Origin of the sequence: Streptomyces sp. Qhu_M48 (assembly GCF_051305195.1) — a bacterium.
Classification (GTDB): domain Bacteria; phylum Actinomycetota; class Actinomycetes; order Streptomycetales; family Streptomycetaceae; genus Streptomyces.
Window position 1 is genome coordinate 2,439,097 of sequence record NZ_CP195432.1, and the last position, 15,933, is coordinate 2,455,029.

The 15,933-nt window shown below is 72.1% G+C and carries 16 protein-coding genes; 15 read left to right on the forward strand and 1 reads right to left on the reverse strand.

Annotation, left to right across the window (positions count from 1 at the left end):
• Window positions 1-50 precede the first annotated feature (50 nt).
• Window positions 51-2,246, reverse strand: a complete 2,196-nt coding sequence (locus ACRRSS_RS11370; RefSeq protein WP_435971087.1) for an elongation factor G-like protein EF-G2 — start codon at window positions 2,244-2,246, stop codon at window positions 51-53.
• Between the two features lie 383 nt (window positions 2,247-2,629).
• Here ACRRSS_RS11370 and pgsA point away from each other — a divergent pair, with 383 nt between their 5' ends.
• The 15 genes from pgsA to ACRRSS_RS11445 all read left to right on the forward strand — a co-directional run bounded on the left by pgsA (window position 2,630) and on the right by ACRRSS_RS11445 (window position 15,804).
• On the forward strand, window positions 2,630-3,292 hold the full coding sequence (pgsA, locus tag ACRRSS_RS11375; RefSeq protein WP_435971088.1) for a phosphatidylinositol phosphate synthase: 663 nt from the start codon (window positions 2,630-2,632) through the stop codon (window positions 3,290-3,292).
• Entirely contained in the window at window positions 3,289-4,233 is a 945-nt protein-coding gene (locus tag ACRRSS_RS11380) for a phosphatidylinositol mannoside acyltransferase (protein ID WP_435971089.1), read from the forward strand. Before pgsA ends, ACRRSS_RS11380 begins: the two co-directional genes overlap by 4 nt.
• Window positions 4,230-5,381, forward strand: coding sequence for a glycosyltransferase family 4 protein (locus ACRRSS_RS11385; RefSeq protein ID WP_435971090.1), 1,152 nt, complete (start codon window positions 4,230-4,232; stop codon window positions 5,379-5,381). The genes ACRRSS_RS11380 and ACRRSS_RS11385 overlap by 4 nt, the downstream gene beginning before the upstream one ends.
• 64 nt (window positions 5,382-5,445) lie before the next feature.
• On the forward strand, window positions 5,446-6,087 hold the full coding sequence (locus ACRRSS_RS11390; protein ID WP_435971091.1) for an N-acyl homoserine lactonase family protein: 642 nt from the start codon (window positions 5,446-5,448) through the stop codon (window positions 6,085-6,087).
• An 11-nt stretch (window positions 6,088-6,098) separates the two neighbouring features.
• Window positions 6,099-6,641, forward strand: a complete 543-nt coding sequence (locus ACRRSS_RS11395; protein ID WP_435971092.1) for a hypothetical protein — start codon at window positions 6,099-6,101, stop codon at window positions 6,639-6,641.
• Window positions 6,642-6,755: 114 nt separating this feature from the next.
• On the forward strand, window positions 6,756-7,670 hold the full coding sequence (pdxS, locus tag ACRRSS_RS11400; RefSeq protein ID WP_351905433.1) for a pyridoxal 5'-phosphate synthase lyase subunit PdxS: 915 nt from the start codon (window positions 6,756-6,758) through the stop codon (window positions 7,668-7,670).
• 6 nt (window positions 7,671-7,676) lie between these two features.
• Entirely contained in the window at window positions 7,677-8,267 is a 591-nt protein-coding gene (pdxT, locus tag ACRRSS_RS11405) for a pyridoxal 5'-phosphate synthase glutaminase subunit PdxT (protein WP_351905436.1), read from the forward strand.
• Between the two features lie 62 nt (window positions 8,268-8,329).
• Entirely contained in the window at window positions 8,330-9,082 is a 753-nt protein-coding gene (locus ACRRSS_RS11410) for a YebC/PmpR family DNA-binding transcriptional regulator (protein WP_351905439.1), read from the forward strand.
• Between the two features lie 121 nt (window positions 9,083-9,203).
• Window positions 9,204-9,767: a crossover junction endodeoxyribonuclease RuvC gene (gene ruvC, locus ACRRSS_RS11415; RefSeq protein ID WP_435971093.1), complete on the forward strand. Its 564-nt coding sequence runs from the start codon at window positions 9,204-9,206 to the stop codon at window positions 9,765-9,767.
• On the forward strand, window positions 9,764-10,396 hold the full coding sequence (gene ruvA / locus ACRRSS_RS11420; RefSeq protein WP_435971094.1) for a Holliday junction branch migration protein RuvA: 633 nt from the start codon (window positions 9,764-9,766) through the stop codon (window positions 10,394-10,396). Before ruvC ends, ruvA begins: the two co-directional genes overlap by 4 nt.
• A 131-nt stretch (window positions 10,397-10,527) precedes the next feature.
• A complete protein-coding gene (ruvB, locus tag ACRRSS_RS11425) occupies window positions 10,528-11,616 on the forward strand; it encodes a Holliday junction branch migration DNA helicase RuvB (RefSeq protein ID WP_435971095.1) in 1,089 nt (362 codons plus the stop codon).
• Between the two features lie 165 nt (window positions 11,617-11,781).
• The gene (gene yajC / locus ACRRSS_RS11430) at window positions 11,782-12,267 is read left to right on the forward strand and encodes a preprotein translocase subunit YajC (RefSeq protein WP_435971096.1); all 486 of its coding nucleotides are present in this window, start codon (window positions 11,782-11,784) and stop codon (window positions 12,265-12,267) included.
• A 144-nt stretch (window positions 12,268-12,411) separates the two neighbouring features.
• Window positions 12,412-14,184 (forward strand): protein translocase subunit SecD, encoded by a 1,773-nt coding sequence (secD, locus tag ACRRSS_RS11435; RefSeq protein ID WP_435971097.1) that lies wholly within the window; start codon window positions 12,412-12,414, stop codon window positions 14,182-14,184.
• Between the two features lies 1 nt (window position 14,185).
• Window positions 14,186-15,256, forward strand: coding sequence for a protein translocase subunit SecF (gene secF, locus ACRRSS_RS11440; RefSeq protein WP_435971098.1), 1,071 nt, complete (start codon window positions 14,186-14,188; stop codon window positions 15,254-15,256).
• A complete protein-coding gene (locus tag ACRRSS_RS11445) occupies window positions 15,253-15,804 on the forward strand; it encodes an adenine phosphoribosyltransferase (RefSeq protein WP_435971099.1) in 552 nt (183 codons plus the stop codon). The genes secF and ACRRSS_RS11445 overlap by 4 nt, the downstream gene beginning before the upstream one ends.
• Window positions 15,805-15,933: the final 129 nt, after the last annotated feature.

Genomic DNA, 15,933 nt, shown 5'->3' on the forward strand with positions numbered 1-15,933 from the left:
GGGGCACCGGGCGGACGGTCGCCGTCGCCATACGCCAACCCGCGGCGACCTCAGGCCTGTTGGCGGACCCTCTCGGCCAGATGTGACGGCATCGGCTCGTGCCGTGCGTACGTACGGTCGAACCGGCCGGTGCCGTGTGACACGGACCGCAGGTCGATCGCGTACCGCCCGATCTCGATCTCCGGCACCTCGGCCCGGACCAGGGTCCGCCCGGGACCGGCCTGCTCGGTGCCGACGACCCGGCCGCGCCGCCCCGACAGGTCGCTCATGACGGGGCCGACGTACTCGTCCGGCACGAGGACCTGGACCTCGGCGACCGGTTCCAGGAGATGGACGGCGACCTCGGCGGCCGCCTCGCGCAGGGCGAGCGCGCCGGCCGTCTGGAAGGCGGCGTCGGAGGAGTCCACCGAGTGGGCCTTGCCGTCCCGGAGGGTGACGCGGATGTCGACGAGCGGATGGCCGGCGGAGACGCCCTTCGCGGCCTGGGCCCGTACCCCCTTCTCTACGGAGGGGATGAACTGGCGCGGGACCGCCCCGCCGACCACCTTGTCGACGAACTCGATGCCGCTGCCCGGCGGGAGTGGCTCCACGTCGATCTCGCAGATGGCGAACTGGCCGTGGCCGCCGGACTGCTTGACGTGCCGGCCCCGGCCCGCCGAGGTCCCGCCGAAGGTCTCGCGCAGCGCCACCTTGAACGGCACGGCGTCGACCCGCACCCCGTACCGGCCCCTGAGGCGTTCGAGGACGACGTCCTGGTGGGCCTCGCCCAGGCACCACAGCACCACCTGCCGGGTGTCCGGGTTCTGTTCGAGGCGCAGGGTCGGGTCCTCGGCGACCAGCCGGGCCAGACCCTGCGACAGCCGGTCCTCGTCGGCCTTGCTGTGGGCCTCGACGGCGAGCGGGAGCAGCGGCTCGGGCATGCTCCAGGGCTCGATCAGGAGCGGATCGTCCTTCGCGGAGATCGTGTCGCCCGTCTCCGCCCGGCCGAGCCGGGCCACACAGGCCAGGTCCCCGGCGACGCAGTGCGCCATCGGCCGCTGTTGCCTGCCGAAGGGGGAGGTGAGCGCGCCGATCCGCTCCTCGACATCGTGGTCCTCGTGGCCCCGGTCGGCCAGGCCGTGACCGGAGATGTGCACGGTCTCGTCGGGACGCAGGGTGCCGGAGAAGACCCTGACGAGGGAGATCCGGCCCACGTAGGGGTCGGCGGCGGTCTTGACGACCTCGGCGACCAGGGGACCCTCGGGGTCGCAGCGGATCGGGGGCCGGGGGCGCCCGTCGGGGGTGGTGACGGCGGGCGGTTCGTGCTCGACGGGGGAGGGAAAGCCTCCGGTGATCAGCTCCAGGAGCTCCAGGGTGCCGAGGCCCTGGGTGCCGCCGTCGACGGCGGGCGCGGCCGCGAGCACCGGGTGGAAGGTGCCCCGGGCGACGGCCTTCTCCAGGCCGTCCACGAGGGTCTCGAGGTCGATCGCCTCGCCGCCGAGGTAGCGGTCCATGAGGCTCTCGTCCTCGCTCTCGGCGATGATCCCCTCGATCAGCCGGGCCCGGGCCTCCGCGACGATCCCCCGTCTGCCCTCGTCGGGCGGGCCCTCCCTCCGTACCCCCGTGGAGTAGTCGAAGGTCCGCTCCGAGAGCAGGCCGACCAGCCCGGTGGCCGGCGCGTGTCCGTCGGGGGCCTCGTCGCCGTACACCGGGAGGTGGAGGGGGAGGACGGCGTCCGGGTCGTCGCCGCCGAAGAGGGAGGCGCAGACGGCGGTGAGCTCGTCGTAGCCGGTGCGGGCCGTGTCGAGGTGGGTGACGACGATCGCGCGGGGCATGCCGACGGCGGCGCACTCCTCCCAGATCATCCGGGTGGAGGCGGCGACGGCGTCGGCCTCCTGGGCGGCCGAGACGACGAAGAGGGCCGCGTCCGCCGCGCGCAGACCGGCCCTCAGCTCCCCGACGAAGTCGGCGTACCCGGGAGTGTCGAGGAGGTTGATCTTGTACCCGTCCCAGCCGACCGGGACGAGGGAGAGCTGTACGGAGCGGTGCCTGCGGTGCTCGATCTCGTCGTAGTCGGAGACGGTGCCGCCGTCCTCCACGCGGCCCGCCCGGTTGAGCGCGCCGGCGGTCTGCGCGAGCGCCTCGACCAGGGTCGTCTTCCCCGATCCGCTGTGGCCGACCAGCACCACGTTCCGTACGGCCGTGGGCCGGTCGGCCGTCGGAGCTCTGCCGGCGGCCCCGGCGGCCGTGTTCGCCTTGTCACCCATGATGTGTCCTCCCGGCTGCTCGCACGGTGCGGCGGGACGCGGGCGTGGGGGAGTGGTGAGTCGCGGTACGGCTCCGGCGGTGCCCGCGGTGGTCCTTCGAGCTTTGCACCGACGCCAGGACGCGTCCATCCGTCGCACGGTGCCGGGCATCCGTCGCGCGACGCCGGGGCGCTCAGGGCGCCCCCGTGCCGTCCCGGGGTCCGTACTACCGCCGGGCAACCTCCGGGCGCTCCGACGCGTCCGTACGTCGTACGCGGATGGGTCCTCGCAGGGACGCCGACGCGGCGGGGCGGGTGCCCGCCGGTACGCCGGGGCGCGCGTCGCTACGATGGGTGAGCCGGTGGTCGTAGGGGCCGCGCGGCCCACCGAACCTCGGGAAGGCCATGCTGAACAAGTACGCGCGTGCATTTTTTACGCGTGTCCTCACACCGTTCGCAGCGTTTCTGCTCCGCCGGGGCGTCAGCCCCGACGCGGTCACGCTCATCGGCACGGCGGGAGTGATGGCCGGCGCGCTGGTCTTCTTCCCCCGCGGGGAATTCTTCTGGGGCACCATCGTCATCACCCTCTTCGTCTTCTCCGACCTCGTCGACGGCAACATGGCCCGGCAGGCGGGGGTCTCCAGCCGCTGGGGCGCCTTCCTCGACTCGACGCTCGACCGCGTCGCCGACGGCGCCATCTTCGGCGGCTTCGCGCTCTGGTACGCGGGCAAGGGCGACGACAACGTGCTGTGCGCCGTGGCGATCTTCTGCCTGGCGAGCGGTCAGGTCGTGTCCTACACCAAGGCGCGAGGCGAATCGATTGGCCTGCCGGTCGCGGTCAACGGCCTGATCGAGCGCGCCGAACGCCTGGTGATCTCCCTGGTCGCCGCCGGCCTCGCCGGGCTGCACACGTTCGGCGTCCCCGGCGTCGAGATCCTGCTCCCGATCGCCCTGTGGATCGTGGCCGTCGGCAGCGCCGTGACCCTGGGCCAGCGGGTCGTGACCGTACGACGTGAATCGGCCGAGGCGGACGCCGCCGCGGCCGGGGGGAACGGGGCTGCGACGTGAGCACGCTGAAGGACCGACTGAGCGACGGGCTGTACGGCGCCGGCTGGGCGACCGTCAAGAAACTGCCCGAGCCGGTGGCCGCGGGCCTCGGCCGGCGGATCGCCGACCTCACCTGGAAGCGGCGCGGCAAGAGCGTCCTGCGCCTTGAGGCCAACCTCGCGCGCGTGGTGCCCGACGCCACGCCCGAGCGGCTCGCCGAGCTGTCGAAGGCCGGCATGCGCTCGTACATGCGGTACTGGATGGAGTCCTTCCGGCTGCCGACCTGGAGCAAGGAGCGGGTCGAACACGGGGTGGACCTCAAGGACGCCCATCACCTGATGGACGGGCTCGCCGCCGGTCGCGGGGTCGTCGTCGCCCTGCCGCACCTGGCGAACTGGGACCTCGCGGGGGTGTGGGTGACCCGCGCCCTCGGCGTGCCGTTCACCACGGTCGCGGAGCGGCTCAAGCCGGAGACGCTGTACGACCGCTTCGTCGCCTACCGCGAGTCCCTCGGCATGGAGGTCCTCCCGCACACCGGGGGCTCCGCCTTCGGGACCCTCGCACGGCGCCTGCGGGCGGGCGGCCTCGTCTGCCTGGTCGCCGACCGCGACCTGTCGGCCTCCGGTACCGAGGTCACCTTCTTCGGGGAGACGGCGCGGATGCCGGCCGGACCCGCCATCCTCGCCCAGCACACGGGAGCGGTGCTGCTGCCGGCGACCCTCTGGTACGACGACACGGACGTCATGAGGGGGCGCATCCACGCACCCGTCGACGTGCCCGAGTCGGGTACGCGGGACGAGAAGACGTCCGTGATGACACAGGCGCTGGCCGACGCCTTCGCGGCCGGCATCGCGGACCACCCGGAGGACTGGCACATGCTGCAACGACTGTGGCTCGCCGACCTGGAGGAACGCCCGGGACCCACGGTGGGTGCCGAGCGGGGCGGGGAGCGCGGCGAGTGAGGATCGGGATCGTCTGCCCGTACTCCTGGGACGTGCCGGGCGGCGTCCAGTTCCACATCCGCGACCTCGCCGAACACCTCGTCCGGCTCGGCCACGAGGTCTCCGTCCTGGCCCCCGCCGACGACGAGACCCCGCTGCCGCCGTACGTGGTCTCGGCCGGCCGGGCCGTCCCCGTGCCGTACAACGGCTCCGTGGCCCGGCTCAACTTCGGCTTCCTCTCGGCCGCGCGGGTGCGCCGCTGGCTGCACGACGGCACCTTCGATGTCGTCCACATCCACGAGCCGACCTCGCCCTCCCTCGGCCTGCTCACCTGCTGGGCCGCGCAGGGGCCGATCGTCGCCACCTTCCACACCTCCAACCCGCGCTCCCGGGCGATGATCGCCGCGTACCCGATCCTCCAGCCCGCCCTGGAGAAGATCAGCGCCCGCATCGCGGTCAGCGAGTACGCGCGCCGCACGCTCGTCGAGCACCTCGGCGGCGACGCCGTCGTCATCCCCAACGGGGTCGACGTCGACTTCTTCGCCCGCGCCGAACCGAAGAAGGAGTGGCGGGGCGAGACCCTCGGCTTCATCGGCCGGATCGACGAGCCGCGCAAGGGCCTGCCCGTCCTCATGCGGGCCCTGCCCCGGATCCTCACCGAGCGGCCCGGAGCGCGGCTCCTCGTCGCCGGACGCGGCGACGAGGAGGAGGCGGTCGCCTCGCTGCCGCGCGAGATGCGGTCCCGGGTGGAGTTCCTCGGCATGGTCAGCGACGAGGACAAGGCGCGGCTCCTGCGCAGCGTCGACGTGTACGTGGCACCCAACACCGGCGGCGAGAGCTTCGGCATCATCCTCGTCGAGGCGCTCTCGGCCGGTGCGCCGGTCCTCGCCTCCGACCTGGACGCCTTCGCCCAGGTCCTCGACCAGGGGGCGGCGGGCGACCTCTTCGCCAACGAGGACGCGGACGCGCTCGCGGACGCGGCGATCCGGCTCCTGGGCGACGAGGAACGCCGCGCGGGCCTGAGCGCCCGCGGCTCGGCCCATGTGCGCCGCTTCGACTGGACGACGGTCGGCGCGGACATCCTGGCGGTCTACGAGACGGTCACGGACGGGGCGGCGGCGGTGGACACGGACGAACGGGTGGGGCTCCGGGCGAGGCTGGGCCTGTAGCCGGCGCACCGGTGGCGCGGGCCCGGGGGCGGTTGCGCGGCGTGCTTCCGGGCAGGTTGCGCGCATGGACCCGATCTCCGTGCGCCGGCTCGACCTCGGGCACTTCACCCGTCCCGCCGCCGAGTGGGGCGGTCCCCACCCACGCGTGGAGCCCGTTCTCGGGTACCTCGTGCGGCACGTCGGCGGGAGGCTGCTCTTCGACACCGGGATGGGGACCGGCTCCCCGGAGACGGACGCCCACTACCGGCCCGTCCGGCGCCCCCTCACCGTCGGCCCCGCCGACGTGGACCTCGTCGCCAACTGCCACCTGCACTTCGACCACATCGGCGGCAACCAGCGCTTCCCCGCCACCCCCGTCCTCGTCCAGCGCACCGAGCTCGCCACCGCCCGCGCCGGCGGCCACACCATCGACTCGCTCCTCCCCGGCGTCCGGTACGAGGAGATCGACGGCGAACACGAGATCGCGCCCGGCGTGCTGCTCGTGCCCACCCCGGGCCACACCGAGGGCCATCAGTCGCTCCTCCTCGACCACGGCGACCGCGTGACCGTCCTCGCCGGGCAGGCGTACGACGTCGCGGCCGAGTTCGGGACGCCGTACCGGCCCTGGCTCGACCGGCTCGCGGAGCTGGCGTCGGGCCGCCCCGCGCGTGTCCTGTTCGCCCACGACCGCGACCTCTGGGAAGGGGTGCTGCCGCCGCCCCGGTAGCCTGTGCGCCCGTGACCGAAACCCTGATCTGGACCGTCGTCGCGCTGATTCTCGTCGGCGTCTATCTCAGCTGGACCGCCGGACGGCTCGACCGGCTGCACTCCCGTATCGACGCCGCCCGCGCCGCCCTGGACGCGCAGCTGCTGCGCCGGGCCTCGGTCACCCAGGAGCTGGCCACCTCAGGTGTCCTCGACCCGGCCGCCTCGATCGTTCTGTACGAGGCCGCGCACGCCGCCCGGCAGGCCGAGGAGGACCACCGGGAGGTCGCCGAGAGCGAACTCAGCCAGGCCCTGCGGGCCGTCTTCGGCGAGCCCGAGCAGATGGAGGTCGTCCGGCAGGCCCCCGGCGGCGAGGAGGCCGTGGGGGAGCTCGCGCAGGCCGTCCGCCGGGTGCCGATGGCCCGCCGTTTCCACAACGACGCCGTACGGGCCGCCCGGGCCCTGCGCCGTCACCGCACCGTCCGCTGGTTCCGGCTGGCGGGCCACGCGCCCTTCCCGCTGGCCTTCGAAATGGACGACGAGCCCCCGGTGGCCCTTGCCGATCGCCCGGTCTGACCCCCACAGCCTGCGAAAACGATCCACCGGGTCCACATTGGCCCTTGCTGTGGACCCGAGGTGGCCTGTTTCCTCATCTTGTCGTCAACCCCTGTTGTCACGAGTGAGGTATCCGTGTCCACCACGCCTTCCACCACCTTCCAGTCCCCCGAGACCGGCACCGCGCGCGTCAAGCGCGGCATGGCCGAGCAGCTCAAGGGCGGCGTGATCATGGACGTGGTCAACGCCGAGCAGGCGAAGATCGCCGAGGACGCCGGCGCCGTGGCCGTCATGGCCCTGGAGCGGGTCCCCGCGGACATCCGCAAGGACGGCGGCGTGGCCCGCATGTCCGACCCGAACATGATCGAGGAGATCATCGGCGCGGTCTCCATCCCGGTCATGGCCAAGTCCCGCATCGGCCACTTCGTCGAGGCCCAGGTCCTGCAGTCCCTCGGCGTCGACTACATCGACGAGTCCGAGGTCCTGACCCCGGCCGACGAGGTCAACCACTCCGACAAGTGGGCCTTCACGACCCCCTTCGTCTGTGGCGCCACCAACCTGGGCGAGGCCCTGCGCCGCATCGCCGAGGGCGCGGCCATGATCCGCTCCAAGGGCGAGGCCGGCACCGGCAACGTCGTCGAGGCCGTCCGCCACCTGCGCCAGATCAAGAACGAGATCGCCAGGCTGCGCGGCTTCGACAACAACGAGCTGTTCGCCGCCGCCAAGGACCTGCGCGCCCCGTACGAGCTCGTCAAGGAGGTCGCCGAGCTCGGCAAGCTGCCGGTCGTGTTGTTCTCCGCCGGTGGCGTCGCCACCCCGGCCGACGCCGCGCTCATGCGCCAGCTCGGCGCCGAGGGCGTCTTCGTCGGCTCCGGCATCTTCAAGTCGGGCGACCCGGCCAAGCGCGCCGCCGCCATCGTGAAGGCCACCACCTTCTACGACGACCCGAAGATCATCGCGGACGCCTCCCGCAACCTGGGCGAGGCCATGGTCGGCATCAACTGCGACACCCTCCCCGAGTCCGAGCGCTACGCCAACCGCGGCTGGTAAGCACTCATGACCACACCCGTGATCGGCGTCCTGGCCCTCCAGGGCGACGTACGGGAGCACCTGATCGCCCTGGCCGCGGCGGACGCCGTGGCCAGGCCGGTGAGGCGCCCCGAGGAACTGGCCGAGATCGACGGCCTCGTCATCCCCGGTGGTGAGTCCACCACCATCTCCAAGCTGGCCGACCTGTTCGGCATGGCGGAGCCCCTGCGCGAGCGCATCGCCGCCGGCCTGCCGGTCTACGGCACCTGCGCCGGCCTGATCATGCTCGCCGAGAAGATCCTCGACCCGCGTTCGGGCCAGGAGACCTTCGGCGGCATCGACATGATCGTCCGCCGCAACGCCTTCGGGCGGCAGAACGAGTCCTTCGAGGCCGGCGTCACCGTCGCGGGCGTCGAGGGAGGCCCCGTCGAGGGCGTCTTCATCCGGGCCCCCTGGGTGGAGTCCGTCGGCGCCGAGGTCGAGATCCTCGCCGAGCACGAGGGCCATGTCGTCGCCGTACGGCAGGGCCGCGCGCTCGCGACCTCGTTCCACCCCGAGCTCACCGGTGATCACCGCATCCACGCCCTGTTCGTCGACATGGTGCGCGCGGCACGCTGACCCGATCCCGGTAGGATCTCTGGGGTTCGTTCAGAAATGGGTTACGCGAAGGAGACAGGCAGATGTCCGGCCACTCTAAATGGGCTACGACGAAGCACAAGAAGGCCGTGATCGACGCCAAGCGCGGCAAGCTCTTCGCGAAGCTGATCAAGAACATCGAGGTCGCGGCCCGTACGGGCGGCGCCGACCTGGACGGTAACCCGACGCTGTTCGACGCCGTCCAGAAGGCGAAGAAGCAGTCGGTCCCGAACAAGAACATCGACTCCGCGCTCAAGCGCGGTGCGGGCCTCGAGGCCGGCGGCGCCGACTACGCCACGATCATGTACGAGGGCTACGGCCCGAACGGTGTCGCGGTGCTCATCGAGTGCCTCACCGACAACCGCAACCGCGCCGCCTCCGACGTGCGCGTGGCCATGACCCGCAACGGCGGCTCCATGGCCGACCCGGGCTCGGTCTCGTACCTGTTCAACCGCAAGGGCGTCATCGTCCTCCCCAAGGGCGAGCTGTCCGAGGACGACGTCCTGGAGTCGGTGCTCGAGGCCGGCGCCGAGGAGGTCAACGACCTCGGCGAGTCCTTCGAGATCATCAGCGAGGCCACCGACCTGGTCGCGGTCCGTACCGCCCTCCAGGAGGCCGGCATCGACTACGACTCCGCCGAGTCCAGCTTCGTCCCGACCATGCAGGTCGAGCTCGACGAAGAGGGCGCGCGCAAGATGTTCAAGCTGATCGACGCGCTGGAGGACAGCGACGACGTGCAGAACGTCTTCGCCAACTTCGACGTCAGCGACGAGGTCATGGAGAAGGTCGACGTCTGATCGCGACCGCTCCGCAGCGGGCCGACGGGGACACACCCCCGTCGGCCCGCCGCCGTTCGTGCGGCGTTGTCGGTGGCAGCCGATAGCCTGCACAAACAGGTGATCGACTGGAGGGGGCGCGGTGCGGGTACTCGGGGTGGACCCTGGCCTGACCCGGTGCGGCGTCGGCGTCGTCGAGGGCGTCGCCGGACGGCCCCTCACCATGCTCGGCGTTGGCGTGGTGCGGACGACCCCGGAGGACGACATCGGCGTGCGCCTGGTCGGCATCGAGCGGGGCATCGAGGAGTGGCTCGACCGCTTCTCACCCGAACTCGTCGCCGTGGAGCGGGTGTTCAGCCAGCACAACGTGCGTACGGTGATGGGCACGGCCCAGGCGAGCGCGGTCGCCATGCTCTGCGCGTCACGCCGCGGCATCCCCGTCGCCCTGCACACCCCCAGCGAGGTCAAGGCCGCCGTCACCGGCAGCGGACGCGCCGACAAGGCGCAGGTCGGGGCCATGGTGACCCGGCTGCTCCGGCTCTCCGCCCCGCCGAAGCCGGCCGACGCCGCCGACGCCCTCGCCCTCGCCATCTGCCACATCTGGCGGGCCCCCGCCCAGAACCGCCTCCAGCAGGCCGTCGCCCAGAACCGTCTCCAGCAGGCGGCCGCCCGGCAGGCGGCCGCAGTGAAAGGCCGAACCCGATGATCGCCTTCGTCAGCGGCCCGGTCGCCGCCCTCGCCCCCACCACGGCCGTCATCGAGGTCGGCGGCGTGGGCATGGCCGTCCAGTGCACCCCCGGCACCCTCGCGGCCCTCCGGATCGGGCAGGACGCCCGGCTCGCCACCTCCCTCGTCGTCCGCGAGGACTCCCTCACCCTGTACGGCTTCGCCGACGACGACGAGCGTCAGGTCTTCGAACTCCTGCAGACCGCCAGCGGCGTCGGCCCCCGCCTCGCCCAGGCCATGCTCGGCGTGCACAGCCCCGACGCCCTGCGCGTCGCCGTCTCCACCGGCGACGAGAAGGCCCTCATGGCCGTCCCCGGCATCGGCAAGAAGGGCGCCCAGAAACTCCTCCTCGAACTGAAGGACAAGCTCGGCGCCCCCCTCGGCAGCAGCGGCCTGGTCGGCGCCCAGCGCGCCGCGGCCTCCGGACCCGCGCCGTGGACCGAGCAGCTGACCGCCGCCCTGATCGGCCTGGGCTACGCGAGCCGCGAGGCCGAGGAGGCCGTCGGCGCGGTCGCCCCGCAGGCCGAGGCCGCGATCGCCGAGACCGGTACCGCCCCCGTGCCGCAGCTGCTGCGCGCCGCCCTGCAGACCCTCAACCGCGCCCGCTGACCCGGGGCCGTCCGCGCACCCCCGCCGGGTCCGGCCCGCCGGCCCGCACGACCCGGCCTGATCCGACCCCGTGGCCGGACAGGCCCTACCACCCGGCCCGACCCGGCCGTACGAACGAGAAGGCATCCACCGTGAACTGGGACGACGACACCACCGCCGAGGCATCCGACGACGGGGCGCGCATCGTCGGCGCCTCCGCCGAGGGCGACGACCAGGCCGTCGAGGCGGCCCTGCGCCCCAAGGACCTCAGCGAGTTCGTCGGCCAGGAGAAGGTCCGCCAGCAGCTCGACCTGGTCCTCAAGGCCGCCCGCCAGCGCGGCGCCACCGCCGACCACGTGCTGCTCTCCGGCGCCCCCGGCCTCGGCAAGACCACCCTCTCGATGATCATCGCGGCCGAGATGAACGCCCCGATCCGCATCACCTCGGGCCCCGCGATCCAGCACGCCGGAGACCTCGCCGCGATCCTCTCCTCCCTCCAGGAGGGTGAGATCCTCTTCCTCGACGAGATCCACCGCATGTCCCGGCCCGCCGAGGAGATGCTCTACATGGCGATGGAGGACTTCCGCGTCGACGTCATCGTCGGCAAGGGCCCCGGCGCCACCGCCATCCCCCTCGAACTCCCGCCCTTCACCCTGGTCGGCGCCACCACCCGGGCCGGGCTCCTGCCGCCCCCGCTGCGCGACCGCTTCGGCTTCACCGGCCACATGGAGTTCTACGACCCGGCCCAGCTCCAGCGCGTCATCCACCGCTCGGCCGGACTCCTCGACGTCGAGATCGACCCGGCCGGCGCCGCCGAGATCGCCGGCCGCTCCCGCGGCACCCCCCGCATCGCCAACCGGCTGCTCCGCCGCGTCCGCGACTACGCGCAGGTCAGGGCCGACGGAGCGATCAACCGGGAGATCGCCGAGGCGGCCCTCAGCGTGTACGAGGTCGACGGCCGCGGCCTCGACCGACTCGACCGCGCCGTCCTGGAAGCCCTGCTGAAGCTGTTCGGCGGCGGCCCGGTCGGCCTCTCCACCCTCGCGGTCGCCGTGGGGGAGGAGCGCGAGACCGTCGAGGAGGTCGCCGAACCCTTCCTCGTACGCGAAGGTCTGCTGGCTCGCACCCCCCGTGGCCGGGTCGCGACTCCGGCGGCCTGGGCCCACCTCGGACTGGTTCCGCCGCAGGCAGCGGGCCCCGGGGCGACCGGAAGCGGACAACAGGGGCTCTTCGGGGCGTGACGGTGCTGACACTCGCCCGGACAGGAACCAGGGTGCGATGCTGGACGTTGTTCTGTCGATGCGGACTCGCCTAGACTCCGCCGATGCCGCCCTTTCTGGTCGGCGCGCCCACCCCCGAAGATCAGGCCGCGGGTTCTCCGCGACCGTGCGAAGGAAACCCGTCCCGTGAGCATCGTGACCCTCCTCCCCTTCATCGTCCTCATCGGGGCCATGTTCCTGATGACCCGCTCTGCCAAGAAGAAGCAGCAGGCGGCGGCGCAGATGCGCAACGAGATGCAGCCCGGCACCGGCGTGCGCACGATCGGGGGGATGTACGCCACCGTCAAGGAGATCGGCGACGAGACCGTCCTCCTCGAGGTCGCTCCCGGCGTCCACGCCGTCTACGCCAAGAACGCGATCGGCGCGGTCCTCGAGGACTCCGAGTACAACCGCATCGTCCACGGCGACGACGAGGACTCGGACTCCGGCACCGTCGTCCCGGACGACGCCTCCTCCCTGACCGAGGCCGCCGAGGCCACGGACAGGACGGAGACCGCCGAGGTGGAGGACGCGGCGCCGAAGGCCGACCTGACGAAGAAGTCGGACACGGCCGAGGCCGCCGCCGAGGGCCAGAAGGACGGCAAGACCGACGGCGAGACCGACGCGAAGTAGTCGCGGTCGGGGACACCGCGCACGCCCACCGGCGCGCGCGGTCCCCGGAACGGTTCCACGTCTGCGGGGGAAGGTCCCCACACACACTTCGTGGCCGTCTCACGCATACCCGGCGCGAGACGGTTGGACAGGGAGATACGACAGGTGGCAGCACCGAAGAAGGGCCGAAGGCCGGCGGGGGGACAGAGCCGGCCGGGCCGCGCCCTGGCACTCATCCTGATCGCCATGGTCGCACTCACCGGCGGCATGTTCTGGTCGGGGCACACCACCCCGCGCCTGGGCATCGACCTCGCCGGTGGTACGTCGATCACGCTCAAGGCCAAGGCTGAGCCCGGTCAGGAGTCGGCGGTCAACGAGACCAACATGAACACCGCGGTCGACATCATCGAGCGCCGTGTCAACGGTCTGGGTGTCTCCGAGGCCGAGGTCCAGACGCAGGGCCGCGAGAACATCATCGTCAACATCCCTCGCGGGACGAACGAGAAGCAGGCCCGTGAGCAGGTCGGTACGACCGCCCAGCTCTACTTCCGGCCCGTTCTCGCGGTGACGAACGGTGGCCCCGCGCCGGCGCCGAGCGCCGGCACCTCCGGCTCCCCCTCGGCCACGCCGAAGCCGTCCGCCTCCGCCTCCGGCTCGTCCACGGGCGAGAAGCCGGCCACCCCGACGGCCGGCGCCACCCAGGGCCGTGCGCTCACCGAGGCCCTCAAGGCCCCGACGCCCACGCCCACCGGCACCGGCTCGGCCTCCACGGCGCCGAAGCCCAGCGGGACCCCGTCGGCGGCCCCGACGCCCGACCCCGCCACCGCCGCGCTCGAGCAGAAGTTCACCGCACTGAACTGCCTCGACCCCAAGCAGCGCACCGCCGCCGGCCAGGGCGTCAAGCCCACCGAGCCGACCGTCGCCTGTGGCGAGGACGCCCCCGGCGTGTGGTCGAAGTACCTCCTCGGCCCGGCCGAGGTCGAGGGCCGTGACGTCGACGACGCCAAGGGCCAGTTCGACCAGCAGCGCGGCATGTGGATCGTCACCATGGACTTCACGGGCGCGGGCTCGAAGAAGTTCCAGGCGATCACCGGCAAGCTCTCCTCGCAGGCCGACCCGCAGAACCGCTTCGCGATCGTCCTGGACGGCGAGGTCGTCTCGGCCCCGTCGGTGCGCCAGACGCTGAGCGCCAGCGCCGAGATCTCCGGCAACTTCAACCAGCAGTCGGCTCAGGACCTCGGCAACATCCTGTCGTACGGTGCCCTGCCGCTCTCCTTCGAGACCCAGAGCGTCGACACCGTCACCGCCGCGCTCGGCGGCGACCAGCTGGAGGCCGGCCTGATCGCCGGTGCGATCGGCCTCGGTCTGGTCATCATCTACCTGGTCGCCTACTACCGCGGCCTGTCGCTGATCGCCATCCTCAGCCTCGGTGTCTCCGCGCTCCTCACCTACGTGATCATGGCCCTCCTCGGCCCGGCCATCGGCTTCGCGCTGAACCTGCCGGCCGTCTGCGGCGCCATCGTCGCCATCGGTATCACCGCGGACTCGTTCATCGTCTACTTCGAGCGCATCCGCGACGAACTGCGCGAGGGCCGCACGCTCCGCCCGGCCGTCGAGCGCGCCTGGCCGCGTGCCCGTCGCACGATCATGGTCTCCGACTTCGTGTCGTTCCTGGCCGCGGCCGTCCTCTTCATCGTCACCGTCGGCAAGGTCCAGGGCTTCGCGTTCACGCTCGGCCTGACCACCCTGCTCGACGTCGTCGTGGTGTTCCTCTTCACCAAGCCGGTCATGACGCTCCTCGCGCGGACCAAGTTCTTCGGTGACGGCCACCCCTGGTCCGGCCTGGACCCGAAGCGACTCGGCGCCAAGCCGCCGCTGCGCCGCTCCCGCCGTGCCACCGGCTCTGCCGCCGGCCCTGTCGACCCGAAGGAGGCGTGAGATGTCGAAGCTCGGCGATCTCGGAGCCCGGCTCCACCGCGGTGAGGTCGGCTACGACTTCATCGGCAACCGCAAGATCTGGTACGGCCTGTCCATCCTGATCACGATCACCGCCATCGTCGCCCTGGCCGTCCGCGGTCTCAACATGGGCATCGAGTTCCAGGGCGGCGCGGTCTTCACCACCCCGAAGTCGGACGTCACCGTCAGTCAGGCGCAGGAGTACGCGGAAGAGGCCTCCGGCCACGACGCGATCGTCCAGCAGCTCGGCAACGGCTCCCTGCGCATCCAGGTCGGCGGCCTCGACACCGCGCAGTCCGACCAGGTCCGCTCGGAACTCGCCAAGGACCTGAACGTCCCCGAGGAGAAGATCGCGGCGGAGCTCGTCGGCCCCAGCTGGGGTGAGCAGATCGCCAACAAGGCCTGGACCGGCCTGGGGGTCTTCATGATCCTCGTGGTGATCTATCTGGCCATCGCCTTCGAGTGGAGAATGGCGGTCGCGGCGCTCATCGCGCTGATCCACGACCTCACGATCACGGTGGGCATCTACTCACTGGTCGGCTTCGAGGTCACCGTGGGTACGGTGATCGGTCTGCTGACCATTCTCGGATATTCGCTGTACGACACGGTCGTCGTCTTCGACTCCCTCAAGGAGCAGACGAAGGACATCACGAAGCAGACCCGCTTCACCTACAGCGAGCTCGCCAACCGCTCGATCAACGGCACCCTGGTCCGTTCGATCAACACCACCGTCGTCGCGCTGCTGCCGGTCGCCGGCCTGCTCTTCATCGGTGGTGGCGTCCTCGGCGCCGGCATGCTCAACGACATCTCCCTGTCGCTGTTCGTCGGTCTCGCCGCCGGTGCGTACTCGTCGATCTTCATCGCCACCCCGCTCGTCGCCGACCTCAAGGAGCGCGAGCCGGCGATCAAGGCGCTCAGGAAGCGCATCATGGTCAAGCGGGCCGGCGAGGCGGCCAAGGGCGACTCGGACGGCCCGTCCCTCGACGACAACGAGATCGCGGTCGTGGGCCCCCGGGCCGACCGCCGCGGTCGCACCCAGGAGCACCGAGGATGACCGCCGTGGCCCAGGCCGTCACCGACCTCCTGCTCAGCCGCATCCGTGACGTACCCGACTACCCGAAGCCGGGCGTGCTGTTCAAGGACATCACGCCACTGCTCGCGGACCCGGAGGCGTTCACGGCCCTCACCGACGTCCTCGCCGGGCTGTGCTCCGCGCACGGCGCGACGAAGATCGTCGGACTCGAGGCGCGCGGCTTCATCCTGGCCGCCCCGGTGGCCGTCCGCGCGGGGCTGGGCTTCATCCCGGTCCGCAAGGCCGGCAAGCTCCCCGGAGCCACGCTCCGCCAGGCGTACGAGCTGGAGTACGGCACCGCCGAGATCGAGGTGCACGCCGAGGACCTGGACGCGGGCGACCGCGTCATGGTCATCGACGACGTCCTCGCCACCGGTGGTACGGCCGAGGCCTCCATCGAGCTCATCCGCCGCGCGGGCGCCGAGGTGGCGGGCGTCGCGGTCCTCATGGAGCTCGGCTTCCTCCCGGGCCGCGCCCGGCTGGAGCCGGCCCTGAACGGCGCTCCGCTCACGGCGCTGATCACGGTCTGACATCGGGCGAACACCTCGTACGGGGCGCTCCGGGGAATCCCCGGGGCGCCCCGTCGGTTTTCCGGAGCCCCCGGTCCGGGGCCCGGAGAGCGTGCCGCGCCCGTGCCGGGTCCGTTCCCCGCCCGGCCG